The sequence below is a fragment of the Alteromonas sp. BZK5 genome, from assembly GCF_014349115.1.
Classification (GTDB): Bacteria; Pseudomonadota; Gammaproteobacteria; order Enterobacterales; family Alteromonadaceae; genus Alteromonas; species Alteromonas macleodii.
The window spans coordinates 1-23,936 of record NZ_JACSOE010000029.1; the positions used below are offsets into that span (position 1 = coordinate 1).

General features: G+C 44.8%; 23 protein-coding genes. 10 read left to right on the forward strand and 13 right to left on the reverse strand.

Translation table 11 applies throughout. The features are described from left to right. Window positions 1–292: 292 nt before the first annotated feature. Complete coding sequence (wecA, locus tag BIZ39_RS10375; protein ID WP_187446922.1) at window positions 293–1,354, reverse strand: UDP-N-acetylglucosamine--undecaprenyl-phosphate N-acetylglucosaminephosphotransferase; 1,062 nt, start codon at window positions 1,352–1,354, stop codon at window positions 293–295. Between the two features lie 562 nt (window positions 1,355–1,916). On the opposite strand from wecA, the gene BIZ39_RS10380 reads away from it, so the two are divergent. From BIZ39_RS10380 to galE, 8 genes are all read left to right on the forward strand, one after another. Next, on the forward strand, window positions 1,917–2,315 hold the full coding sequence (locus tag BIZ39_RS10380; protein ID WP_187446923.1) for a hypothetical protein: 399 nt from the start codon (window positions 1,917–1,919) through the stop codon (window positions 2,313–2,315). 4 nt (window positions 2,316–2,319) lie between these two features. Beyond that, complete coding sequence (locus BIZ39_RS10385) at window positions 2,320–4,152, forward strand: polysaccharide biosynthesis/export family protein (protein WP_014948527.1); 1,833 nt, start codon at window positions 2,320–2,322, stop codon at window positions 4,150–4,152. Between the two features lie 2 nt (window positions 4,153–4,154). Further along, a complete protein-coding gene (locus tag BIZ39_RS10390) occupies window positions 4,155–4,934 on the forward strand; it encodes an ABC transporter permease (RefSeq protein WP_014978534.1) in 780 nt (259 codons plus the stop codon). Beyond that, window positions 4,931–5,605, forward strand: coding sequence for an ABC transporter ATP-binding protein (locus BIZ39_RS10395; RefSeq protein WP_131135918.1), 675 nt, complete (start codon window positions 4,931–4,933; stop codon window positions 5,603–5,605). The genes BIZ39_RS10390 and BIZ39_RS10395 overlap by 4 nt, the downstream gene beginning before the upstream one ends. Before the next feature lie 12 nt (window positions 5,606–5,617). After that, window positions 5,618–6,736: a hypothetical protein gene (locus BIZ39_RS10400; RefSeq protein WP_061094387.1), complete on the forward strand. Its 1,119-nt coding sequence runs from the start codon at window positions 5,618–5,620 to the stop codon at window positions 6,734–6,736. A 217-nt stretch (window positions 6,737–6,953) separates the two neighbouring features. After that, the gene (locus BIZ39_RS10405; RefSeq protein ID WP_061094386.1) at window positions 6,954–8,474 is read left to right on the forward strand and encodes a peptide MFS transporter; all 1,521 of its coding nucleotides are present in this window, start codon (window positions 6,954–6,956) and stop codon (window positions 8,472–8,474) included. A gap of 100 nt (window positions 8,475–8,574) precedes the next feature. After that, on the forward strand, window positions 8,575–8,877 hold the full coding sequence (locus tag BIZ39_RS10410) for a DUF6170 family protein (protein ID WP_014975838.1): 303 nt from the start codon (window positions 8,575–8,577) through the stop codon (window positions 8,875–8,877). Further along, window positions 8,874–9,896: a UDP-glucose 4-epimerase GalE gene (galE, locus tag BIZ39_RS10415; RefSeq protein WP_187446924.1), complete on the forward strand. Its 1,023-nt coding sequence runs from the start codon at window positions 8,874–8,876 to the stop codon at window positions 9,894–9,896. Before BIZ39_RS10410 ends, galE begins: the two co-directional genes overlap by 4 nt. A gap of 179 nt (window positions 9,897–10,075) precedes the next feature. On the opposite strand, the gene BIZ39_RS10420 is transcribed toward galE, so the two are convergent. The 10 genes from BIZ39_RS10420 to ccmA form a co-directional block, all read right to left on the reverse strand. Continuing rightward, on the reverse strand, window positions 10,076–11,020 hold the full coding sequence (locus tag BIZ39_RS10420) for a VacJ family lipoprotein (RefSeq protein WP_187446925.1): 945 nt from the start codon (window positions 11,018–11,020) through the stop codon (window positions 10,076–10,078). Window positions 11,021–11,022: 2 nt separating this feature from the next. Next, window positions 11,023–12,333, reverse strand: coding sequence for a c-type cytochrome biogenesis protein CcmI (gene ccmI, locus BIZ39_RS10425; RefSeq protein ID WP_187446926.1), 1,311 nt, complete (start codon window positions 12,331–12,333; stop codon window positions 11,023–11,025). Next, a complete protein-coding gene (locus BIZ39_RS10430; RefSeq protein WP_049585964.1) occupies window positions 12,330–12,827 on the reverse strand; it encodes a cytochrome c-type biogenesis protein CcmH in 498 nt (165 codons plus the stop codon). Before BIZ39_RS10430 ends, ccmI begins: the two co-directional genes overlap by 4 nt. Further along, the gene (locus BIZ39_RS10435; protein WP_049585963.1) at window positions 12,824–13,525 is read right to left on the reverse strand and encodes a redoxin family protein; all 702 of its coding nucleotides are present in this window, start codon (window positions 13,523–13,525) and stop codon (window positions 12,824–12,826) included. Before BIZ39_RS10435 ends, BIZ39_RS10430 begins: the two co-directional genes overlap by 4 nt. Further along, entirely contained in the window at window positions 13,525–15,582 is a 2,058-nt protein-coding gene (locus BIZ39_RS10440; RefSeq protein ID WP_061484957.1) for a heme lyase CcmF/NrfE family subunit, read from the reverse strand. The genes BIZ39_RS10435 and BIZ39_RS10440 overlap by 1 nt, the downstream gene beginning before the upstream one ends. A gap of 3 nt (window positions 15,583–15,585) precedes the next feature. After that, on the reverse strand, window positions 15,586–16,080 hold the full coding sequence (gene ccmE, locus BIZ39_RS10445; RefSeq protein ID WP_015066378.1) for a cytochrome c maturation protein CcmE: 495 nt from the start codon (window positions 16,078–16,080) through the stop codon (window positions 15,586–15,588). A gap of 74 nt (window positions 16,081–16,154) precedes the next feature. After that, window positions 16,155–16,364 carry a heme exporter protein CcmD gene (gene ccmD / locus BIZ39_RS10450; protein ID WP_020742986.1) on the reverse strand — a complete coding sequence of 70 codons (210 nt, stop codon included), beginning with the start codon at window positions 16,362–16,364 and terminating at the stop codon, window positions 16,155–16,157. 1 nt (window position 16,365) lies between these two features. Beyond that, entirely contained in the window at window positions 16,366–17,148 is a 783-nt protein-coding gene (locus BIZ39_RS10455; protein ID WP_020742985.1) for a heme ABC transporter permease, read from the reverse strand. Then, window positions 17,148–17,813 carry a heme exporter protein CcmB gene (ccmB, locus tag BIZ39_RS10460; RefSeq protein ID WP_012517453.1) on the reverse strand — a complete coding sequence of 222 codons (666 nt, stop codon included), beginning with the start codon at window positions 17,811–17,813 and terminating at the stop codon, window positions 17,148–17,150. Before ccmB ends, BIZ39_RS10455 begins: the two co-directional genes overlap by 1 nt. Next, the gene (gene ccmA / locus BIZ39_RS10465) at window positions 17,813–18,436 is read right to left on the reverse strand and encodes a cytochrome c biogenesis heme-transporting ATPase CcmA (RefSeq protein ID WP_043959982.1); all 624 of its coding nucleotides are present in this window, start codon (window positions 18,434–18,436) and stop codon (window positions 17,813–17,815) included. Before ccmA ends, ccmB begins: the two co-directional genes overlap by 1 nt. A gap of 323 nt (window positions 18,437–18,759) precedes the next feature. On the opposite strand from ccmA, the gene BIZ39_RS10470 reads away from it, so the two are divergent. Together BIZ39_RS10470 and BIZ39_RS10475 are read left to right on the forward strand one after the other, a co-directional pair. Beyond that, window positions 18,760–21,345, forward strand: a complete 2,586-nt coding sequence (locus BIZ39_RS10470) for a flagellar hook-length control protein FliK (protein ID WP_187446927.1) — start codon at window positions 18,760–18,762, stop codon at window positions 21,343–21,345. A gap of 10 nt (window positions 21,346–21,355) precedes the next feature. Next, the gene (locus BIZ39_RS10475) at window positions 21,356–21,673 is read left to right on the forward strand and encodes an EscU/YscU/HrcU family type III secretion system export apparatus switch protein (protein ID WP_187446928.1); all 318 of its coding nucleotides are present in this window, start codon (window positions 21,356–21,358) and stop codon (window positions 21,671–21,673) included. A 152-nt stretch (window positions 21,674–21,825) separates the two neighbouring features. On the opposite strand, the gene BIZ39_RS10480 is transcribed toward BIZ39_RS10475, so the two are convergent. Then, window positions 21,826–23,022 (reverse strand): ABC transporter permease, encoded by a 1,197-nt coding sequence (locus tag BIZ39_RS10480; RefSeq protein ID WP_187446929.1) that lies wholly within the window; start codon window positions 23,020–23,022, stop codon window positions 21,826–21,828. After that, complete coding sequence (locus BIZ39_RS10485; protein ID WP_187446930.1) at window positions 23,006–23,827, reverse strand: ABC transporter ATP-binding protein; 822 nt, start codon at window positions 23,825–23,827, stop codon at window positions 23,006–23,008. The genes BIZ39_RS10480 and BIZ39_RS10485 overlap by 17 nt, the downstream gene beginning before the upstream one ends. Window positions 23,828–23,936 lie beyond the last annotated feature (109 nt).

Consider the following 23,936-nt stretch of genomic DNA (forward strand, 5'->3'; position numbering starts at 1 on the left):
GTACAGGTCCGTCGGCGACAATAACGAAAAGAAAATCTGTGTAAGACTGCTCAGTCATGCTTTCAATGGCTTCGCGAAGCCACTTCGCATTGTCAGCTTGGTAAACCGCCATAGCAATTATCGATTCGACATGCTGTTTTTTATTGTTATTTTGAAGAATAGAGAATTGATTTATCAAGAAATTTTACCAACGTAAAAAAGTAACAGAGAAAATAAAAGCGCCTTAACTGTGCGCTTTTATTTGTTGGCATGTTACAGAGATTTTACTAAGCCTGCCACGATTTTACTCAAACTATGCGGTTAATCGCTTCACAAAGCGCAGTACACTCCAAATATGTTGGATAACAAGACTGTACACAACGAGTAGCCCAATAAAGCCCCAGAACATGACGGCTTCAGCTACATGATAGACTTCTCCTAATATACCGATTAAGCAATAACATGCTCCGAGCAAAAGGATAGCAACAAGTGACTTTCTACTGCTAAGCCCTGCACGCATAAAGATATTGTGAAGGTGCTGACGGTCAGGTTTGAGCATTGATTGCCCCTTCCGCGCACGGCGATACATGATCGCGGCCATGTCCATTAATGGAAGGCCGACTAACCACACCGCAGTAATGGGCCTAAATGCAGCAGCTTCACCTTGAGTGTGATCAACAAGCAACCATACGATAGTGAGCCCAACGAACATACTGCCAGCATCACCCATAAATATCTTATTGCCTTTAAACCCTTTCCAACTCAAATTAAAAGCAAGAAAAGGAACAATAGCTGCAACGATGATAAGCGGCTCCATGATGGAGGCTCCGTTACCAGTAAAGATCAAAAAGCCCGCAACTGTTAATAGAATAACAAGGCTCATACCGCCGGCTAATCCATCAATACCGTCTATCATGTTAAACGCATTGATGACACCGACCACACAAATGATCGTAAAGAAATACCCACCTAGGTCGAGAAATACCTCACCTGTTCCGAAGATATTACCCAAAGATGTAATATAGTTTTGCGCGCTCCATGCCATGATCGCTGCAACACCAAATTGGCACATAAGGCGGCCTTTGGCACTCAGGTCAAAACGGTCATCCAACATACCAAGCAAGACAACAAATGCTGATGCGGTGAAAAACAGAGGGTTGTTTTTCATCCACACATCTGTCGCGACGCTGGCAACAAGCACGGCCATAAAAATAGCCACACCACCTGTTAGAGGTACAATTCCGGCGTGACGTTTTCGCGCTGATGGTTGGTCAACTAAGCCAAATTGATGCGCTAAAGGCGTCATGACCACCAAAAGGATAAGGGCGACGAAAAATGCAGTAAAAAGCGGGACAAACTGCAAATAAGCTAGCATAAAACACACAACCTCGCGTTACCGACAAAAACACAGCTATTTGTAGTAGTTTCTGTCAATACACATGCAAATTTTGATAAAAAACTAAATGTTGCTTCCATTTATTTACAACTTCCATTTCTTCCAGCGCGATGAGGGCATCTTGTTATGAGTATGCGGATAGAAAACTTCGATATAATATAAAACATTTGTCTAAGTAACCACCCTTCATGCATAAATAACCTATCAAAACGTGTCAAAAACTCATTTGTTGCGAGAATAACCTTAATCACCGCTAAAAAGAGAACCTGTTGTGCGTCTTCTCGCCGCCTCTCTCGAACTATCTCAGCTTCTGTTGTAACGATTGAATAACTTCTTTATTCCTTTAACCTGTTAACTTACTCGTCTATTTCCAGTCTTTGCAATGCCAAAAACATATCGAGTTACACTATTGATATGAACTTGTCTTCTATATTGCAGTCTTGGTGAAGACTCAGACAATTCAGCAACTGCGATAGCGAACATGCTTTTTTTAAAACTTATGTTATCCTAGCGCGAAATTGCTATATGGATATGAAAGCTAATGTTCAAACAATTATCTCGTCTAATTTTACCTATCGTAGTTACGGTAGGCGTAGCTGGGTGTTCTAACACTCCTACCGCCACTAAGGCTGACATTCCTTTGGTGCATTCTTCTCTTGCTTATTCCCTTGCACCGGACAAAGAGCTTGCAATAAATATTCCAAAAGCCAACATTTATCATGATACGCAGGAATCATTTTCAATACGCTTCAATGGCCACCAATACGAGTCCTTGAAGCACTATATATCCGCCACAGGCAATAAATGTATCCGATTTTCTTTACAAGACGGTGAAACAGCGTCTTCTAATATTCAGCGTAAAATGACGACATGTCAGCGAAACGGTCAATGGCGAGTTATTACTCCCTTAGTAGCTTCGGCAACAGTGCAAGGTGAATAGATAAATGCAGTCAACCAGCATCAAAAAAACTTTAAAGCGCCTGACGCTAGCGGCTTGTGCAACGTCACTTCTTTTCGCTTATGTGGGCACTGCAAGCGCGCAAAGCGTGGAACAATTGCAGCAATTAAGAGAAAGAGCTCAGCAGAGCCAGAGTAGCGGCATTGCTAATCAGTCCGTATCGCCATTGAGTATTTCAACCCAGCGAACGCTTCCAGGCGCTAGCAGTTCTGCGAATACCATGGGACAGTTTTCAACCCAGCCTCGTAATGGCGTAAACTTACCTGGCGAGCCAACTATTGATACTGTTTTTCCTGCGCAAGCGCCTATGGAAAACCCACCTTTTGCAGCCAACTTATTTATTGGTGGATTTGAGTCAGAACGCAGCACAGGTCTTAATGATAACTATCTCGTTGCACCGGGCGATAAAATTTCAATATGGCTGTGGGGGGCGGTTAACTTTTCTGACGTAGTAACCGTTGATAATCAAGGCAATATTTTTATTCCTAACATTGGTCCTATCCGTGTTGCAAATACACCTGCTGGCAGTGTAAATCAAACCGTTACTGCAAAAATCAGACAGGTTTATACAAACGATGTAAATGTTTACGTTAACCTTCTTACATCAACGCCCGTGTCAATTTTCGTTTCTGGCCCGGTGCTAAGACCTGGTCAATATGCAGGCCTCGCCTCAGATAGCGTGCTGTATTACCTAAAACGCGCTGGTGGTATTGATTTTCAGCGCGGAAGTTTTAGGCAGATAGACGTAGTGCGCAATGGTAAAGTAGTCGCTACTGCCGATTTATATGCATTTTTCAGAAATGGTAAGTTGCCTCAGATGTCGTTTAAAGATGGCGATACCATATTAGTGCACCCAATTGGCAACACTATTGTCGTTGAAACAGGCGCTCGAAATAGCTTCACCTTTGAGTTTCTTAACGAAGAATTGAACGGCGGCGTGGTGAATTACTTTGCGCGACCAGGTGAGTTTTCCTCCCATGCTTCGGTATCTGGTATTCGAAATAACAAACAGTTTGCTCGCTACTTGAGTTTGGATGAATTTGCTTCACTTGAACTAAGTGCAGGTGACACGGTTGAATACCTTGCTGACCACGAGCCCCAAATCTATCGCATTAATGTGGCTGGCGCATTTGCTGGCGCATCTCAGATTATGGTTGATAAAGGCACACGCCTTATCGATGTACTAGATCACATCGAAGCAGATACAGCCCTTTCTGATACCCAGAATATTTATCTGTTAAGAGAAAGCGTTGCTGTAAAGCAAAAAGAAATCATCGAAGAAGGTCTTCAGCGTCTTGAGCGGAGCATGTATACCGCTCCCATTAGCTCGACGGGTGAAGGAGCCATCCGTGCCCAAGAAGCTCAGCTTGTCGCTGACTTTATCGCACGTGCTCGCCAGATTGAGCCTCAAGGCAGAGTCGTAGTTTCTGAAAATGGTGATATCGCAAATATTCTGCTAGAACCGAATGACACTATTGTCATCCCAGAGGTAACTGACTTAGTGCACGTAGGTGGTGAAGTGTTACTTCCTCAGTCAGTAGTCTTTAACCCAGAAGCCACGACTGAAGATTATGTTGCTTGGGCCGGCGGATTCACTGAACGTGCTGAAGACGAACGAATCCTTATTGTTCGTAAAAATGGTAATGTTACCTTTACTAGCATCAACAGCTCATTCCTAGCTAGCAACGATAGTAAGTTAGAACCAGGTGATCAGATCATCGTCTTGCCTGCTATCGATACCAAGCTATTGCAAGCGGTTAAAGACATTACTCAGATTGTTTATCAGATTGCTATTGCAGCCAACGTAGCTACTAACTAAACATGGTAACGTTTAAAGACCAGCTCTACGCATGGAGAGGCGTGATATTCGCGCTTTTCCTGCGCGAGCTTCAAAGTAAATTTAACGATAAATTTGGCTTAGGCTGGGCATTTTTAGAGCCTTTTGCCTTTATCTTCGCGCTGTCATACCTTCGTGGACTGATCAGCGGCGATGATATCCACTCTATTCCTCTTTTTCTGTTTATGATGATCGGTATGGTCGGGCTGCAGTCTTTGACTACATGCCTCCAGTCAGTATCAACTTCTGTGCGCAGAAATAAGCCGCTCTATGCGTTCAGACAGGTTCAACCTATTTCAGCGATACTCACAGCGGGCTTCCTCGAGTTTTCAGTAAAGGTAGTGGTTGTCGCATTACTATGTCTTGCGCTTTACCTGATGGGCGAGACCTTTACGGTAAATGACCCGTTGCTGCTGATATCTCTGTTTCTTCTTTTGTGGGTATTTTCAATATCCATAGGGATGATTTTTGCTATCGCTGCCGCATTCGTGCCGGAAGTGGATAAGATAAAATCAATGCTTACCCGCCCATTAATGTTTATTTCATGCGTTTTTTTCAGTCTTCAAGATCTGCCTGAAGAGTATTGGCCTTACTTAACGTGGAATCCTCTTGTTCATTTCAATGAACTCGCCCGTTACGCTTGTTTCGAATCCTATGGAACAAAGGGCGTATCCCTTGGCTTTCTAATTGAGATTACCATTATTTTTCTCTTCCTAAGCCTTTCGATGTATCACATCACATGGAAGAAGGTGTTGTCTCGATGATAAGAATTGAGAATTTAACAAAGAGTTACCCCAGTAAAATGGGACCTCAATATATCTTCAAAAATTTAAATTTTGATTTTCCTACGGAAAATAACGTCGCAATTTTAGGTAAAAATGGCGCGGGTAAGTCGACCCTTTTTCGAATGCTAGCCAAAAGTGAATATCCTGACAGAGGCCGAGTTTTGACGAATAAATCCATGTCGTGGCCGGTTGCCCTTCAAACAGGTGTTCACCCGCAAATGACGGGGCGTGAAAATACGCGTTTTGTGGGCCGAATAAACAACGTTAAATCGCTTCCAGAGTACGAAGAAAAAGTGCAAGAGTTTGCCGAGTTAGGTAAACGCTTCGATCTTCCCGTGCGCACATACTCCTCAGGTATGCGCGCCAAACTCGTATTTGCATGCTGCATGAATATTAATTTTGATATTTACCTTATCGATGAAGCGACGTCTGTAGGCGATCCGCTTTTTAGAAAAAAAGCGCGTTTATCGCTAAAAGAAAAAAGTGAACAAGCGGGCGTTATTATGGTTAGCCATGAACTTGACCAAATCCGCGAGTTCTGTACGTCTGCCGTTATCATAGATGAAGGCAAACTTACTTATTATCACGATCTCGAAGAAGGCATCGACGTTTATACGCAGGATGCAGACAATAAGAAATCACTTAAATAGGTTCAAATCACAGTGGAAAAATCTCTTACACAGCTCAATGCCCTTCTCAGCAAACACAAAATGCTGTTGCTTGTTCTTCCATGGGTGCTGTACGCCCTATATCTTGTTTTATGGGCTGCACCTCAATACGAAAGTAAAAGCCAACTTATTGTAAAATCAAGTGACGGCGGCAGTAGCTTCGACCCCTCATCTCTCTTGATGGCAGCTGGTGTTTCTGGTGCATCAGGCGGTACTGAAAGTCAGCTTGTAGAAGCGTATATTCAGTCTGCAGATATGATTAAGTATCTCGATGAGACTATTGGCCTTCGAGATCATTACATGTCAGACAAAGCCGATTTGTTTAGCGGCCTGTCATCTTCACACAAGCAAGAGGACTTTTATCAGTTTTATCTGAACCATATTGAAGTTAGCGTGGACTCGGCATCTTCTGTCATCAGTTTGCGAACCCGCGCTTTTGACGCTGAATATGCCCAAATAATAAACCAAGCTATAGTTGATAAAGCGGAAGAGTTTATCAATAACATCAATAACAACTTAGCTAAATCAAAGCTTACGTTTGCTAAGGGTGAACACGAGATTGTTGAACAAAAACTTCAACAAGCAAAGACTGAAATTTTAGGCTTCCAATCCAAGTACAACGTGCTCGACCCTACTGCTGAAGGTGCAGCGTTTCAGCAAATCGCTTTTTCATTAGAAGCGACCCTTGCCCAGAAAAAAGCTGAACTAAGCACGATGTCTACTATGATGTCTAATGTCGCACCTGAAGTGATTAACATTAAGCGTGAAATAGCTGCACTACAAAAAGAAGTAGAAAAGCAAAAAGAGCGTATCAGTACCGCTGAAGGAGAAAGTGAAGCCCTGTCAGTCAGTGAATTAATGGCGCAATACAGTAACCTTCAGGTGCAGCTTCAATTGGCTATTCAAGCGTTCTCTTCATCGCTTATTACACTAGAAAACGCGCGCGTAGAGGCATACCAAAAACTGCAACATTTGGTAACCGTAGAATCACCTACCCTTCCAGATGATAATTCTTACCCCACGGTTATCTATAACCTTGTTCTTTTTGGTGTGTCATTGCTGCTTATTTACGGAATAGTACGAATTGTAGTAGCTACTATCCGCGAGCTTTAGTGCCTCCATCTGTTTAGCAAGCCAACAGTTTAATCGGCTAAGTCGTACAAGACTTAGCCGATTGACACCGCTTTAATGAAGTTTATCGTCCAAATCTTGTGTCTTTAAGCAAGCTCTAGTATAAGAAGCTATCCGCCTTACGGACTACTATCAAAGAGCCTATCCTATAAGTGCTCTACAATAACAACCATAAGCAATATGGAATTAAAATATAATTATGAAACCATCTAACGATACTAGCTTTTTCGGCCATCCAGGGGGCCTAAGAACGCTATTTTTTACAGAAATGTGGGAGCGCATGAGTTACTACGGTATGCGCGCGCTACTTGTTCTTTTCATGACCGCGAGCTTACAAACGCAGGGCTTGGGCTTTACTGTTGCAACCGCTGGAGCAATCTACGGCCTATACACAGGTGCGGTATATTTCCTAGGTTTACCGGGCGGATGGTTAGCGGACCGCTTAATTGGTGGTAAAAACGCCGTATGGTATGGCGGCATTATCATTTTCGCAGGTCACGTAGTACTTGCTATAGACTTACAAAACTTATTTTTCGTGGGTCTTATTCTTGTTGCTTCGGGCACAGGCTTACTTAAACCCAATATTTCAGCCATGGTTGGTCAACAATATGGCGAGGATGATGGCCGTCGTGACAGTGGCTATGCGCTGTATTACATGGGTATTAACATTGGCTCTCTGATCGCCTACCTAGTGACTGGTTATTTACAGGAAAATTGGGGCTGGCACTATGCATTTGGTGCAGCTGCCGTCGGTATGGCAATCGGCCTAATTCAATATTACTTCAGCAACCGTTCGTTATCGGCGGATTCTGTGGCGCCAGCAAACCCTTATCAAGGTGCGGCCAAACAGCGTGCATGGATGTGCGTATGGGCAGTGATTGCACTTGCTGTTTTGGTAATTGTGCTTGCACACATGGGCACTATCGTTATTGAGCCAGTTGCCCTTGCTCAGCAAGTTGCCGTTGCTTTTACGGTCATCTTCTTCCTTTACTTTGGTTTTATTTATTTCAAAGGCCAGCTAAGCGACAATGAGAAAAAGCGCATGTGGGCGCTGTTCTTAGTGTGTGTTGCTTCAGCATGTTTCTGGTCTGGTTTCGAACAGGCTGGTTCTTCACTAAACCTATTCGCACAGAACTATACCGACCGCGTACTTGAAAGCGGCTCGCTACTTACCTCTTGGTTCGGGATGGACGCTATCCCAACAGTATGGTTCCAGCTTTCGAACTCGCTATTTATCATCATCCTGTCGCCTTTCTTCGCTGCCCTTTGGATTAACCTTGCTAAAAGAATGATTGACCCGTCGTACACGATTAAGTGTGCCGTAGGTATCGTTATTATGGCGTCGGGCTTCTTGGTAATGTTTATGGCGTCTCAATATGCTGCACAAGGCCTTAAAGTTGCGCCTATGTGGTTGGTTACTACCTACTTCTTACACACTGTTGGTGAGCTGTGCCTAAGCCCTGTTGCACTAAGTGCAGTAAGTAAGCTATCGCCTAAGCGTTTCGCAGGGCAAATGATGGGGGTATTCGTACTGACTTACTCTATTGGTAACATTATTGCTGGCTTACTTTCAGGTAACTTCGACCCAGAAAACGTAGAGCAAATGCCGGACCTGTACCTTCAAATTGCCCTATTTAGCATCGCCATTGCCATCGTGATTGGTTTAATGAGCTTTAAATCTCGTTTCTGGGAAAAAGCAGGTATTGAACAAAAAGCGTAATTTATTGTTAGCATGTTTTAAGTGCTGACCAATTACCCTACAATAACCGCCGCAACGTAACGTTCCGGCGGTTTTTTATTAAGAGCATTTGCATAAACCTATGAAGTTTTATTTTTCTACCAGAGACATTCCTGCCTTAAAAGGTCTTCCACTGACAGAGCGCGTTAAGTTGCTTGATCAGGCCGCAAAGCGGCTATCTGTCCCTGAGAAGACTTTACTGAATGTGCTAAAGTTACTCGTCATTGTCCCCGTATTCGCATTTATTCTTCAAACCGCGTCAAATTGGACCTCGTTACTGTGGGCTTTTGTGGTATTTTTAATTTATCCATTGGTTGTAAAACCTATTCAATATTCCATCTGCGCTAAATACATTGCGCAACCGTCTAGCAAGGAGAATGCATGAAGACCATCTTAGTCACTGGTGGTGCAGGCTATATAGGTAGTCACACCGTTTTACAGTTACTTGAACAAAACTACGGTGTTGTAGTGCTGGATAACCTTGCAAACGCAAGTGCTGAATCACTTCGTCGCGTAGAAGCATTAACAGGCAAGTCGGTTACTTTTGTTCAAGGTGACATTCGCGATACCGCCGTGTTAGATGACATATTCAGCGAGCATAACATTTATGCCGTTATTCACTTTGCCGGTTTAAAAGCCGTCGGCGAGTCTGTGCAGAAGCCACTTTCATACTATGAAAACAACGTGTACGGCACGCTAACGCTATGTAAAGCTATGCAGAAGCACAATGTGAAGAATATTGTGTTTAGCTCATCTGCAACGGTTTACGGCGATCCAGCATCGCTACCGCTACGTGAAGATATGGCCACAGGCCACCCGACAAACCCTTATGGTATGTCGAAGCTTATAGTTGAGCACATGCTTAGCGATCTTTACGTATCGGACAACGAGTGGAACATTGTATTGCTTCGCTACTTCAATCCCGTTGGCGCACACGAATCTGGCCAGATCGGTGAAGATCCGAACGGTATTCCGAACAACTTAATGCCTTATATCTCTCAGGTTGCTACCGGTAAGCTAGAGCAGCTAAGCGTGTTCGGTGACGACTACGATACCGTTGATGGCACAGGCGTTCGCGACTATATCCATGTTGTTGACCTTGCCAATGGTCACTTGAAAGCACTTGATCGTTTAAACCTTAACATGGGCTTAGACAAATACAATCTGGGTACAGGTCAGGGCTATTCAGTCATCGAAATGATCAAAGCTTTCGAAAAAGGCTCGGGTAAAACCGTATCCTATAAGATTGCACCGCGTAGAAGCGGCGATGTGGCAGCCTGTTATGCCGACCCAACAAAAGCTGCTACAGAGCTTAACTGGCATGCAGAAAAAGGCTTGGAAGACATGTGTGCCGACACATGGAACTGGCAGTCACAAAACCCGATGGGCTATCCAAAGGATTAGCTTGTCGTTTGAACGCTGCCAATAGGCCTGTTCAAATTCCCAGAACTAAAAAGCCATGCTGTTGAGCATGGCTTTTTTTATGCGGGCATTTACAGCTAGAGAAACGTTAAAGTTGAGGTTAAATAACTAAACCCTGCCCCCGAACTTTATCCAACATCGTTTTATTTATTACTTTTTCTCTATTTGCCGTCTTTCGACTTCGAATCTTTTCCTTTTAGGTTAGCTTTTTCACTGTCATCAGCTGATGCATCTTCTGAATCTGTAGACTCATCGACACCTTCTTCCGACGTTTCTTCATAGCTATCAAAGTCATTGCCTTCCAGCATTGCTTCAAAATCAGCAAAGTCATCTAGCTGCTCATCATCAATTGCTTTATCGCCGCTTTTACCGTCGGTAACGCGAAACTCCAAGTTTTCAAAGTAAGCATTTTTCACAAAAGCATAGTCATCAACAGACTGCTCAAGCTGCGCCTCTTGATCAAGTAATTGCGCTCGTGTTTCAAGTACCGAAATACCGATACGCGCTAAGTTTACAGACCCTTCGAGTAACGACATTGGAAACGCAAAACCGTCAACATAATCACCGGTGAAGCTTCGCGGATCGCTTGGGCCTAAAAAGGGCAGCATTAAGAAAGGCCCAGTATCTAATCCCCACACAGCCAGAGTTTCAGCAAACTGCTCGCGTTTACGCTCAATGCCAATTTTTGACGCGACATCAAACGTGCCAACTAACCCTACCGTGGTGTTAATTAAAAAACGAGCCAAGCTATCTAAGCCATCATCAACCTTGCCTTGAAACATATTATTCAAAAAGTTCGCAGGCTCTTGTAGGTTGTCCGTGATGTTCACCAAACCAGTTCGCGCAGGCTGAGGCATCACAGTCACGTAAGTAACGGTTATTGGGCGTAAGATGTAGGCATCCAACACATCCCAGTTAAAATCCCAGATTTCACGGTTAACTGGCTCGAACGGGTCACGGGGGTCTGAAGTATCCACTACAGCCTGGTTCGACCCAGCGTCTTGAGAATACGCTTGAGCCTGATCTTGCGTATGGTTACTCGCACAGCCACCTAAAAGACTTGCGGCAATAATCAACCCGGTTGCGAGTGATTTAGACAGTTCCATACTTATAATTCCTTATCAATAATAACGCTTAGTGAAGATGTTTCGTTGGCAGTAACGCTTGCGCTCACACTGCCTTGCCATTCGCCTTTTGAAACTGCCACATTACCATCTTTAGATAGTCTTGCGGTAACCACCACATCAGAAAGTGTTGCTAGCGTGAATTGTGGCATCATTGCGTTTTCTGTGGTTAGAGTAACGGAAACAGGGAAGTCTTCTATCGGCAGTTTAACCACAGCGGCAGGCATTTTGTTGTCAGAGTTCGCATCTTGAGCGAACACTATCAAGAAACCGTCTTTAGGCGCTTCTATGCTAGCGTCGTCAGATAAATTCACCGTGATATTAAAGCCAGTTTGTGCTTCGCTATTAGTATTTTTCGCTTCGCTACTGGCATCTTGCGCTATTGATGTATCAGTAATTTCAGCGGCTGTATTTTGTAGCGCTGCCATTTCACTGGTATTCCCTTGTAGCTCTTTTATACGCGCAACTAAACGCTGCGCCATATCGCTATCTACTGGTAACTTACCTTCAACTTGCTTATAAAAACGCTGAGTATTTTCAAGATCGCCAAGTTGAGCAGAGACCACCGCCATCATCAGCGCAAGATTATCATTCGCTGGATTGTCGTTAAGCAAGCCCAACAAGATAGATTGCGCTCGTTCAAGATTATTGACATCCCCTGTGGTCATCAAGGCTTGAGCAAGCGTAATGCGATTAGCAGAGTTAGACGGTGCCAAACTTACCGCTTTATCAATAGCTTCAATGGCCTGCACTTCTTGACCGATACTCAGCATCAATCTGCCAAAATACATCCATCCCGTGTCGTCTTCGGGCTCTTCTCTCAAACGCTGGCGTATAGCAAGAGCAAGGCTAGCAATGTCTTGTTGGGTCAGGTTGTTCGCATTACCGCTGGCAAGCTGTTGACTCAATTCGGGCAACGCTTCAATGGCTTGGCTTGCCTGGGTAACTCGACCCATTTGGTTTACCTGCGCATATACAATCACTCCGCAGGCTATCGCAAGCACGGCGCCAATCGCGAGCGGAAGTTTTGCATTACCCGTTTTATGAGATTGAAATGCGCTTTCATCTACAAGCGCTAGTTTTAGTTCGTCAACGGCTTGTCGTTTGTCATGCTCACTAATGAGCCCTTCTTGCACTTCACGATCAAGTTCGGCAAGGCGCTGCTTAACAATTTGCGTATTGCTTAAACTGTCTTGTTTCGCGTGATTTTTATTACGCAGCCACGGGAAAGCGACAATTAAAAGAACAAGCGTAATTAAGCCTGAAACGATAATATAAAACTCAGACCAACTCATTCTTTCTCTCGCTCCAACATTTCATCTGCTTTAGCTAACTTAGCGGCCATATCTTCTGGTGGTGTTACCGATTTTCGTCGAATCACCACAATTAGGGCAATAAAAATAAACAAAACAGGGCCAGCCCAAAGCCACAAGGTCGCAGCTGTAATCGGCGGTTGATAGTGCACAAAATCGCCATAGCGCGACTTCATAAAATCAATCACTTCTTGCTCTGTTTTGCCTTGCTTTAGTAATGCGTACACTTTTCGGCGCATGTCGTGAGCAATCATGGCGTCGCTATCAGCAATATTCTGGTTTTGACACATAGGGCAACGTAATTCGGCGGTAAGCTTTAAAAAGCTTTCACGCTGAGCTGGCGTGTCGAAAGAAAACTTATCTTCAGCCGCACTTACTGAAAAAGCGCTAAACACAAACAGCATTGCGAAAACGTTCAGCGCTATGGCTCTAGCGTTTGCGAATCTGTGGATAGAGGTCGTCAATAACATAATCATTTCCCTCCCTGTGCACTTGCGGAGCTCTGATTATTCTTTTCATTAAGCGTGTTCGACAATGTAGGCTCTGAGGCCATAACTGCATCCACATCTACCTTTTTGTCATTGCCTGTTTTACCAGACGCTTCTGCCACCAGTTTGTTATAAAGCGGGCCAACTTTCGAGTTCCAAACACGCTCGTTAATATCGCCTATGTGGTGCATACGAATAATGCCTTCAGCGTCAATAACAAAGTGTTCTGGCGCTCCTGTGACTCCAAGGTCGAGGGACGTATCGCGATAGACATCAAAAATATTATATGCATACGGGTTACCGTATCGGCTGAGCATGTCGGTAACTTCTTGCTGAACACGGCTCAGTGTTTTTGTGCCAAAGTCTGGGTCTAAGTCCTGATCAAAATACAAACCCACAATGTGAACGTTTTGTTCGTTCTTTAGCTGAGTAAGGTACGGCATCTCAACAGCGCAGGTCACGCACCATACACCCCATACATTTAATATGGTTACCTTGCCTTTTAAATCTTCAGGTTTATAGGTCACCTCTGGTTTCATCAGGTCTGGCAGTGAGAATGCAGGTAATGTCTTATCCTGAACCTGAGAATCTAACTCTCTGGGGTCAGAAAAAAGCCCTTTAAACAGAAAAATGACCAGCAAAGAAAACAACACTAACGGAATAGCAACGAGTGGTGCTTTTTTCATTATGCGCCTCCTTTCACTGACGTATTTGATGGAGTGGATACTTGACCATGAGATTGCTCTGCGTCGTTCTCACTTTTCCCACCAAATACACGTTTTATCTTCTTAACCTTAGCCATGCGGTAACGTTTGTCGCTAATAGAAAAGATACCGCCTATCGCCATTACTACCGCGCCAGCCCATAGCCAGATAACAAACGGTTTAATGTAAATACGGATGGCCCATGCGCCATTGTCCAAAGGCTCACCCATAGCGATAAACAAATCCCTTGCGAGATTTGAGTGAATAGCGGCTTCAGTCATCGGCATACGCTGTACGATATACAAACGCTTTTCTGGCTCTAGATGCGCGATTAATTCACCGTCTTGATAAACGTCGAATACGCCTTTGTCCGCCTCAAAGTTCGGACCTTGAACTTTGACGACATCTCTAAAGCTAAAGTCATAACCGCCAAGAGAAACGGTATCGCCAATGTCCATGCGAACATCCCGCTCCATTTCGTAGTTTGAAACCAGCGTAATACCGATAATGCAGATAGCAAAACCCACATGGCCCAGCACCATTCCCCAGTGACTTGGCGTAAGCTTGCGAAGTTTAGATAGCACCGATGTATTGTCACTGTTACTTGATGGCATTGCCGATAGACGCTGCATCACCTCTTGCACCGTAGTGACTAGGATCCAAAACACTAACATCATACCTAAAACGCCCATATAGGTTGGTTCATCATAGGCAAAGTTCACTAACACACCTGCACTTAGCGCAATACCGCCAGCAATTAATAGCTGTTTTTGTAATTCACTAGCTTTTTGCTGTTTCCAGCGCGTAAGCGGGCCAAGACCTAGCATTAGTACGAATGGCACAATCAATAACGTGAACATTTGATTGAAGAACGGAGCGCCTACCGAAATACTGCCTAGACCTAACTCTTTATGTACAAGAGGCAGTAGTGTACCCAACAATACAACCAGTGTTGCTGCGCACAAGAAGACGTTATTACCCATTAACAACACTTCACGGGAAAACGCTTGATAGCGGCCTGGGCTTTTAAGTGAAGCTGCACGCATAGCGTAAAGCAGCAAGCCAAAGCCACTAAGAACAATCAATATTCCCAGTATAAATAAGCCTCGGGTAGGATCGCTTGCAAACGAGTGTACCGAAACAATCACTCCAGAACGTACTAAGAAGGTGCCAAGTAAACTCAAACTAAATGCGGCAATAGCCAGCAGTACGGTCCACGACTTAAACGCCTTTCGCTTTTCGGTTACGGCTAGCGAGTGCATTAGCGCAGTACCGACCAGCCAAGGCATGAAAGAGGCGTTCTCTACTGGGTCCCAGAACCACCAGCCACCCCAGCCAAGTTCGTAATACGCCCACCAGCTACCTAGCGCAATGCCCACGGTGAGAAACGCCCAAGCAGAAATGACCCAGGGCCTTGACCAGCGTGCCCAGGTTGAGTCTAGCTGACCTGAAATTAGTGCTGAAATTGCAAAAGCAAACGCGACAGAAAAGCCAACATAGCCCATATAAAGCATAGGCGGGTGAATGATCATGCCAAAATCTTGCAGCAGTGGATTAAGATCTCGTCCATCTACCGGGAAAAACGGCAGCATGCTGTTAAACGGGTTTGAGGTAAGCAGCATGAATAAGTAAAAACCGATGCCCACCATTCCCAACACCGACAGCACCCTTGCAACCATAGCAAGAGGAATACCCTTGCTGAATATCGCCACTGCTACTGTCCATATGGAAAGCATCAACACCCACAGAAGAAATGAGCCTTCGTGGCCGCCCCACACGGCGGTAATTTTATAATAAATAGGAAGTCGACTATTTGAATGCTGGGCAACATACGCCACACTGAAATCGTCAGTAACGAAGGCGTAGGTTAAGCATACATAGGCGATAAGCGTGAAGGTAAATAAGCCGATTGCCAGTGGTTTGGCGGTTGCCATTAACGCTTCGTGCTGACGGTGAGCCCCCCATAGCGGATAAACGGCCAATAATATAGAGAGCACTAGCGCAAGCGTCAGCGCAATATTTCCAATTTCAGGTACCATAGATTATTTGCTCCCGGCGCCGTTTGACGACTCATACGTTGGCATATTTTCAGGTTTTACATGCTTAATGCCTTTCATTTTTTCAGCAAGTTCTGGCGGCATGTACTCTTCGTCATGCTTAGCTAATACTTCTTGCGCTTTAATCGCCCCAACATCGGTGAGTACGCCGGTAGCGACAATGCCCTGACCTTCGCGGAATAAATCAGGAAGGATCCCCGTGTAGGTTACGGTAACGGTAGGACCGGTATCGATAAGGTCGAAACTGACGGCTAAGCTTTCACTGTCGCGGCTAACGCTACCCGGCACTACCATTCCGCCTATGCGAAGGCGCTGGCCTATCTGTGGCTTCTGACCATTTTTACCTTCAATGATCTCGCTTGGCGTATAGAAAAGGTCAATACTGTCATTTAGGGCGTAAAGCATTAATCCAATTGCACTTACTATTAAAAAACCGATAATTCCCACTACGGCTAGTCGCTGCTTTCGTCTCGGGTTCATGCAACTCTCACTTCGAAAAAACTAATAAACGATAAAAACGCAAATGAATACTAAGTTCACTTTTCGCATTAATACTACATGCTGTCTTGCTGTTGCTGTCGCGCTTGTTTAATCCGCGCTTTGCGCTCTTGTTCCACCACAACCTGTCTTAAAAGGTTACGGTGTTTAATAAAACTTTGGATGGCGATGATAGCCATGGCCGCAAATGTCACACCAAACGACAGCCATACATAAAATGCATAGCCCCCCATGTTGATAAAGTCGGCCAACGATTCAAACTGCATATTAGTTGCCCCCTTTCACGCTGTGGTTAACTTGCTGTTTAGAAGCTAACTGACTGATAGCCAAGGCTTGCACCCAAGGTCTGTGCAACTCTCTAAGCACAATCTCATTACGTAAACGCACTGTCGTTACCGCGCCAATAAAAAACGCGAAACCCAGCAAATTAATTAACAGTGGCCACAGCATTTCAGGAGCAATCGAAGGATTATCGAACTTACTAATGGTCGCCCCTTGATGCAACGTGTTCCACCACTCTACCGAGTAGTGAATAATGGGGATATTTACTACACCCACCAGCGCCATCACGCCTGCGGCTTTACCTGCCTGCTGTTTGTCTTCAAAAGCACCGTAAAGCGCAATCACGCCTACGTACAAGAAAAGCAGAATAAGCTCTGAAGTTAGGCGTGCATCCCACACCCACCAAGCGCCCCACATTGGCTTGCCCCAGGCGGCGCCCGTGAATAGAGCGATAAACGTCATTACTGCGCCGATAGGCGCCATAGCAATCATGCTCATATAGGCAGTGCGCCACTGCCACACCATACCCACCAAGGCTGCAATTGCCATGGCGACATAAGTACCCATAGACAAGATTGCACTAGGTACATGGATATAGATAATTCTAAACGAATCACCTTGCTGATAATCTTGAGGCGCAAATGCCAGCCCCCATACAGTGCCAATGCTCAGACACACTAAAGCACCAACCCAAAACCAAGGCTGTAAAGTTAGGCAGAGCTGATACGCGCGCTCTGTCTTCGCGTAGGGGTGTAACCACTTCCACATTAGTTTTGACTCACTTTTAAAGAATACGCGATGGCAAACGGTGCCAATGCCGCAGCCAATAAAAGCATGGCGGCAATAATAGCAAGTTGCGCATGATAAGGTAATTGCAGTGCGGCAGAATCCACAGCCGACGTGGCAAATATCAGTAACGGAATAAAGACAGGGATAAGTAGCAATGCCAACAGCACCCCACCTTTTTGCAATCCAACGGTAAGTCCTACCGCAATGGCGCCAATTAAAGAAAGTAATGGCGTTCCCAGCAACAATGTTAAAACGAGGGCGATATACATATCGACCGTTAGATTCAAAAACATCGCTAGCAGTGGAGAAAGCAATAATAAAGGCACAAAACTGACCAGCCAATGGGCAGCTACCTTCACCGCGCTCACCGCCGGCAATGCCAGACCAGAGAGCATATACTGTTCTAGCGAACCGTCTTGGAAGTCATCGCGAAACAGTCTTTCCATTGCCATAAGTGATGACAAAATTGCCGCAATCCAAATTACCCCCGGTCCAATGCGCTGAAGGGTATCAGGAGAAGGGCTTACACCTAAAGGGAATAAGGTTACCACCATGAGTAAAAACATCAGTGGTTGCACCAATTCCGCTTTTTGATTGAACGCAATGTGCATGTCGCGTTTAAAAATACCTTGGTAAAGTGACATTAAAAGCGGTACTCCAGGTCAAATACGCGGTGTTCCCCAGCATTTTCTGACAGTGTTTGATGCGAAGTGGTAATAATAAGACCACCGCGTCTAACGTGCTCTTTCATACTTGTTTCAAGTAAGTGAACCCCTTTTACATCAAGCGCTGTAAACGGTTCGTCTAATATCCACACCTTTGCTGGCTTAAGCCATAGTCTTGATAGCGCCACACGACGCTGTTGACCTGCCGACAAATACCTAACAGGCACATCTTCAAGCCCAACTAACCCTACTTTTGCCAAGACGTCATACAGCGTATTTTCTTGTACCGATATACTGTGCTGGGCTAACCAAAATGATAAGTTATCCAAGGCTGAAAGGCTGCCGTTAGTACCGCTCTTATGTCCTAAATAGAAAAGATCGCGATAATAGCCGGTCTTGTCTTCGGAAATGTTTACACCGTTATATAAAACGGCGCCCGACTCAGGTGCACTCAACCCAGTTAATATGCGAAGTAAGCTGGTTTTTCCTGCACCGTTAGGGCCGCGCAAGTACAGCAACTCACCAGTATTAACAACCAGTGAAAGCCCCTCAAAAAGGGTTCTATCTCGTTTGCTGCACGTTAATCCGCACGCCTCTAACACTACTTGGCTACTCCAACCTAAAAAAGAGGTTTTAAAAAATGGCGCTAGTCTACCACATGAACGCTTTTTCGCAGTCGCGAATTCCAATTAAATATGATTTACTTCAAAGACAAAGGCATTTTTCCACAGAGCCAGTAGAACAAGGGTGAGTTGTCTTTCTGCGCAAAAATAAATTGTTCATCTGCCTTAAGAACGAATGGTTTCGCTGTACGTTATCGATGAGCACTTATTAATGATGAAACAGCCTCAAAGCACTTTGCTATAGTCAAATTTGCTATACTCAAATAAGTAAGGAAAAGCGCGACTGTGCCGATATCTTAATTATGACAACACCATTATCATCACTATTGGCAGCGACTCTGAATCAGTCAAAGGGCACGACTTCCCCTACATCTTTACCGTCACAGGTAAATGTTGATGCCGCTACTCAAGGGGCGAGTCGAAGTACTTCTCCCGCTATTGCCAACGCTGCGCTGTCGCAGGCAGCCACCTTAGATAATGCCGCGAAAGTAATAGTTGAACGCTTACCTGAACGAGTGCTATCGATAACGGTGACACCAAATAATGTATCGTCAGCAGCTCAAGTACTCAACGTTGCCTTACCCGCAGAAGTCAGCGCTAAGCTTTCTAACCAAGCAATTAATAATGCGCAGCTTGCACTTTTGCCTACCTCCCCTGATCATATCTCAGGCCCAGAAGCGAAAAGTGCTCAAAATACTTCTCAAAGTCAGGTAGACACTCAGTCTGCAGTGCTGCTTTCTACACGCTTGTCTCAACAAGGCGTGTCATTGTCTGCGCCCGAAAAAGCTGAATTACTGAAAGCCGTGGCACAAGCTCTTGCTGCAAATAACGCCGCCGTTACGCTTAAAGGTCAACTTTCTATTTCTACAAAGAGTGAAAATTTTGGGCAACTCATGCTCACCACCGCTAAAAATGAGGTTATTCCCCTATCGGACATTAATACTGAAAAGCTTGATAGCACGGCTAAAGCAGCGCTTCAAAAGCTAGTTGGACAACAGGTCGTCATAGGACTAAGCCGAGCTAGCAACGGTGGAATCGCGCTGCAAATCTCTCAAGGTTTGTCCAATGAAAGCGCTCGCCCAACAACCAACGACAATAATTTCGCTGCCATGACTCATAAAAATGTAAGTACCAACTTACAACAACAGTTCATTTCCAGCGCACTTAAGCAAGGTGGCGTAGCTGTTGAGCATAACTTGAGTAACCCGCCTCGACTTAACGCGCTTTTAAAAGGTTCTGGTGCCGACACTAACGCGTTAAAAGTGCTTTCTGCGTTGACCTTAACTGACAACAAGCTCTCGATTCGTACATCACAACAAAATGCGGTATTACAAATTGTTGTACCTCAGAGCAAGGGGTCTTCCCTCTCGGCCCCGACTCTGACGCAGGAGCAGGTAAATAAACTTAACCTTTCGCAATTACCAAAAGCGACAGCGAAAGGGCTCGAAGCAGTCACGGGAAATAGCTCGCTTGAAGACTCTTCATCCATTACAAACCTAAAGGCAGCGGCTCCCACATCGCTTAAAGGAACGGATGTACACAACGCAATTAGTACACTTTCTCGGGTATTATTGAGCCAAACAGGCAGTACCAGCCAAGCATTAAGCCAACTCGTTGCTATTGTTGAGAATGGAAAGTCACCGCCAGGCAGCGGCGCTCCTCAAGCACATGAAGCTCAGCATTTTGATAAAATTTTGCAGCAACTTAAAGGCCTTGATGCGCTCAACGCGAAGGCTTCTCAAGCCAAGGTATCCAATGGGGAATTTATCGGCCCTCCAAAGCCACCCAAGGAACAACTGCTAGCATCGGCAAAAGCTATATTAACTGAAGGGAAAGATGCCGCTTCAGCAGAGAATAATGGCCTGCAAGGAAAAGACAGTGGGCGTAAACCCTCGCTTGTATCACTTGCCTCTCTCGCACAAGCGTTAAGCTCACAGGCCAAAGGCTTATCAAATAGTTTACTGAGCAATATCGCTGCACAACTGGCGGCTACACAAGGTAAAGGGGCAGAAATAGCGCCAGTGGTTTCAGATAGTCACGCCACTATAGCGGGTTCAAAATCAAATGAGAGCGTAGCTGGCGAGAATGAAAGTGCTATCGAGGTGGTAAAAAGCGGAACAAAGAAACTAGCGCTAGATATGAATGAACAAGGATTGTCGCAACGCTTGCAGCAGCTTATATCTACACAGGCGCTCGTTACCACACCAATAAACTTAACCTCGCCCGTAAACGCTTCCAGCTTTGTTCAAGGATTGGTTGCTTTGATTCAATTAGCACTATCGGGGCGTGCCATGCAGCGTCAGCCTGGCTTAAAAACGCAAATAGATGCGCCTGACTCTATCGTTTCAAAAACGTTAGCGAATATGGGGGTAACGGCTCAACCAAGTCGCGTTAGCCAAGACATGAACCAGCTAGACGGCCGACAACAGCTGCTTTCTCAACTTAAAACGCTGCTAAGTAGCCACCAGCAAAACAAAATTGCTAATGTAGATAGCCGTATTCAAGGGCAAGATAGTTTCTATTACATATTGCCATCACTTTCACAACATCAAAGTCCACCAGAACTCTTGATAAAACGAGAGCAGGGTGGCCAGAACAATAAGCACGCACAAGCAGGCCAGCGTTCTCTTTGGAATATCACGATGAAACTGGATATTGGTGACAGCGGACAAGTGTTGGCAAAATCTAAAATTGATAAAAGCACCATTACTTTAGATTTGTATGCCTCAAGTGATGAGGTACTTAAACGTATCGGAGACACCCTACCCTATTTACATAAACGTCTTACGTCGCTCGGTCTGGTTGTTGAAAACACCAGCTACCAGCGAGGCCACATACCGGACACATTAAATTCGCGCCCTCATCAAATCTTTGAAACTAGGGTTTAGGTAAAGCGTTATGACTGATTCGCAAAAGACAAAACTCGCCATCGGCCTAAAATATGACGGCGGCGATAAGAAAAACGCACCTAAAGTGGTTGCCAAAGGCTATGGAGATTTGGCGGAAGCCATCATAGCCATGGCTGAAGAAACCGGGATATTAATTCACGAAGACCCATACTTAAGCGAAGTCCTTGCTACCCTTGATGTGGGGCAAGATATCCCTGAATCGCTGTATTATGTAATTGCCGAGTTGCTGGCCTATTCTTATGTCCTTCAAGGAAAAATCCCTCCTGGTTGGGAGGGAATTATCAAGCGTATCGACTTTGAAGTGTAGTAAACACAAAACTAAAGCGTATTGAACCTGCACTTCGAGTGTTGAATTGTCCACCTTGTAAAAAACCTTGATGCCACAAAGAATAAGCCCACTTTTAGCAGGCTTATTACAAAGATGCTAAACATCCACATGGTGCTAGGTAAGCAGTTTTGTTATCTAAACAGGACCTTTTCCTTGTTAAACCAATGGATACAGAAGAAAATCAGTCCGGTTGCAATAACTGCGGTAGACGTGAATATGCCAAAGAGTGCAAAGTAGTCCATGGTACCTTTGAACAGCTCTTTCATCGCTAGGGCAACGTTAGTCAGCGGTACCCAAACCCAGCCGCCTTTAAGCTCTACACCCGGCATCATGGCTATAATTACAGGGAAAATAACCACCATAATTAACGACCCCATGTAGCTTTGCGCCTCTTTAAACGAGCGAGCATAAATTGAAAGTGATAGTAGAATAGCGGCGAAAACTGCCACCACTGGCACCAACATTAGAAAGATCAGCAGGAAGTCCACAAGACCAATCATCGACATGATCTTAACCACAAACTCAACGGCCATGCCTTGCGATAACACCAGTCCCCATATAGCCATGGAAGAAACGGTAATAAGCGCAGTAATTATCCCCGCAGTAGCGATAGTAAAGAATTTACCCAGTACCAGCTTATGACGGTTCATCGGCGATATAAGTAGTGTTTCTAATGTACCCCGCTCTTTCTCACCGGCACCTAAGTCAGCCGCTGGGGCCATAGCGCCTTGAAGGCACAAGATGAAGATGAAATATGGCAGCATACCGCCTAAGCGTTCACCCCACACTTCGCGATCGTCGGCGACATTTTGCTTTTCTATCTTGATTGGCTTTAGCAAGGCCTCTTGCTGAGTTTCATCTAAATTAAGCTGCGCAAAAGCGGTTTGTTGGAATGCATCGGTATATTCATCAATGATGTCGGATACACGCCCCATCACCTTATTAAGACCAGCATCGTTGAGATAAAGCTCAATCTTATGCTGACCTGAACGCAAAACGTCGCTATCAAAGGTTTCAGGAATAACCAAAACAAAATCCAACGTTTCGTTTTTGATGAGTTTGGCGTAGTCAGTCTCGTCGCCAATCGCAACCGATTCGAATTTATCTGATGCGTCGTTAAAAGACTGAACAATTGCTGGCGCGTAAGCTTCACCAACTATCGCGTATTTCAGTACTTTATTTTCCGCTTTATCCGCCGCTGAACTCATGAAAAAGAACGCGACACCGAAAATAGCTGGGAATAGCAAAAGCGGTAAACCAATCATGAATATAATGGTTTTCTTATCCCGTAATAGTTCTTTGAATTCCTTTTTAAAGATTAACCACATTACCCATCTCCTCAGAATCCATTGATAGTGTTTTTAGGAAGCTCTTATGCATTTGCCCGCCAGCCCCGTCATTACCCGACAAAGCGCTAAAGGCAGCTAGCGAATCTTTAAATACTGTTTCACCTTGGTTAATCACGGTCACCTTATCGCAAAGGGTTTGCACCTCATCAAGGTGGTGAGTAGAGAAAATAACCGGGGTACCTTTATCTTTAAGGCGTTGAATGAATTCCATCACGGTACTGGTTGCCATAATATCAAGGCCGGTAGTGGGTTCATCCAGTACCACTAGTTCAGGCTCGTGTATAACAGCGCGAGCAATAGAAACTTTTTGCTTCATCCCTGATGAGAAATTCTCGGCACGTCTATCAAGAAAGGTTTGCATATCGAGTAAGTCAGCTAATTCTTCAATACGCGCGTTAATCACATTTTTTGGAATACCGTGCAACTCACCGAAGTAGCTAATATTCTCCCGGCCACTCAAACGACCGTAAAGGCCTGTGGAACTAGATAAAAAGCCAATTTTTTTACGGGCAATATTAGGGTTAGAAAGCACATCCTCACCACCAATGATAACTTTTCCGCTATCAGGCTTTAGTGCTGTTGAAAGCATGCGAAGTGTGGTTGTTTTGCCAGCTCCATTTGGCCCTAACAGCCCAAGCACCTGTCCTTTTTCGCAAGTAAACGACACATCCCTTACCGACTGGAAATAGCGCCCTTTTAATCGCGGGTCCTTTTTTTCCTGTTCGCTAAGCTTTTTCGGGTTCTCCACCTCAAAACGCTTAGCAAGGCCTGATATTTCAATCATTTCCCTTCCCTCTTCTCACGTGTGAACAGTAGCACCGTTCATTATTGTTGTAGGCTTGCTTTGCTGTAGCCGCAAATTATGCCGTTCTATTTGTTTAAAATTGTTTTAG

Coding starts and splice junctions, on each gene's coding strand:
- wecA (WP_187446922.1), bottom strand. CDS start 1,354: ATGCTAGCTTATTTGCAGTTTGTCCCGCTTTTTACTGCATTTTTCGTC.
- BIZ39_RS10380 (WP_187446923.1), top strand. CDS start 1,917: ATGTTCAAACAATTATCTCGTCTAATTTTACCTATCGTAGTTACGGTA.
- BIZ39_RS10385 (WP_014948527.1), top strand. CDS start 2,320: ATGCAGTCAACCAGCATCAAAAAAACTTTAAAGCGCCTGACGCTAGCG.
- BIZ39_RS10390 (WP_014978534.1), top strand. CDS start 4,155: ATGGTAACGTTTAAAGACCAGCTCTACGCATGGAGAGGCGTGATATTC.
- BIZ39_RS10395 (WP_131135918.1), top strand. CDS start 4,931: ATGATAAGAATTGAGAATTTAACAAAGAGTTACCCCAGTAAAATGGGA.
- BIZ39_RS10405 (WP_061094386.1), top strand. CDS start 6,954: ATGAAACCATCTAACGATACTAGCTTTTTCGGCCATCCAGGGGGCCTA.
- BIZ39_RS10410 (WP_014975838.1), top strand. CDS start 8,575: ATGAAGTTTTATTTTTCTACCAGAGACATTCCTGCCTTAAAAGGTCTT.
- galE (WP_187446924.1), top strand. CDS start 8,874: ATGAAGACCATCTTAGTCACTGGTGGTGCAGGCTATATAGGTAGTCAC.
- BIZ39_RS10420 (WP_187446925.1), bottom strand. CDS start 11,020: ATGGAACTGTCTAAATCACTCGCAACCGGGTTGATTATTGCCGCAAGT.
- ccmI (WP_187446926.1), bottom strand. CDS start 12,333: ATGAGTTGGTCTGAGTTTTATATTATCGTTTCAGGCTTAATTACGCTT.
- BIZ39_RS10430 (WP_049585964.1), bottom strand. CDS start 12,827: ATGATTATGTTATTGACGACCTCTATCCACAGATTCGCAAACGCTAGA.
- BIZ39_RS10435 (WP_049585963.1), bottom strand. CDS start 13,525: ATGAAAAAAGCACCACTCGTTGCTATTCCGTTAGTGTTGTTTTCTTTG.
- BIZ39_RS10440 (WP_061484957.1), bottom strand. CDS start 15,582: ATGGTACCTGAAATTGGAAATATTGCGCTGACGCTTGCGCTAGTGCTC.
- ccmE (WP_015066378.1), bottom strand. CDS start 16,080: ATGAACCCGAGACGAAAGCAGCGACTAGCCGTAGTGGGAATTATCGGT.
- ccmD (WP_020742986.1), bottom strand. CDS start 16,364: ATGCAGTTTGAATCGTTGGCCGACTTTATCAACATGGGGGGCTATGCA.
- BIZ39_RS10455 (WP_020742985.1), bottom strand. CDS start 17,148: ATGTGGAAGTGGTTACACCCCTACGCGAAGACAGAGCGCGCGTATCAG.
- ccmB (WP_012517453.1), bottom strand. CDS start 17,813: ATGTCACTTTACCAAGGTATTTTTAAACGCGACATGCACATTGCGTTC.
- BIZ39_RS10470 (WP_187446927.1), top strand. CDS start 18,760: ATGACAACACCATTATCATCACTATTGGCAGCGACTCTGAATCAGTCA.
- BIZ39_RS10475 (WP_187446928.1), top strand. CDS start 21,356: ATGACTGATTCGCAAAAGACAAAACTCGCCATCGGCCTAAAATATGAC.
- BIZ39_RS10480 (WP_187446929.1), bottom strand. CDS start 23,022: ATGTGGTTAATCTTTAAAAAGGAATTCAAAGAACTATTACGGGATAAG.
- BIZ39_RS10485 (WP_187446930.1), bottom strand. CDS start 23,827: ATGATTGAAATATCAGGCCTTGCTAAGCGTTTTGAGGTGGAGAACCCG.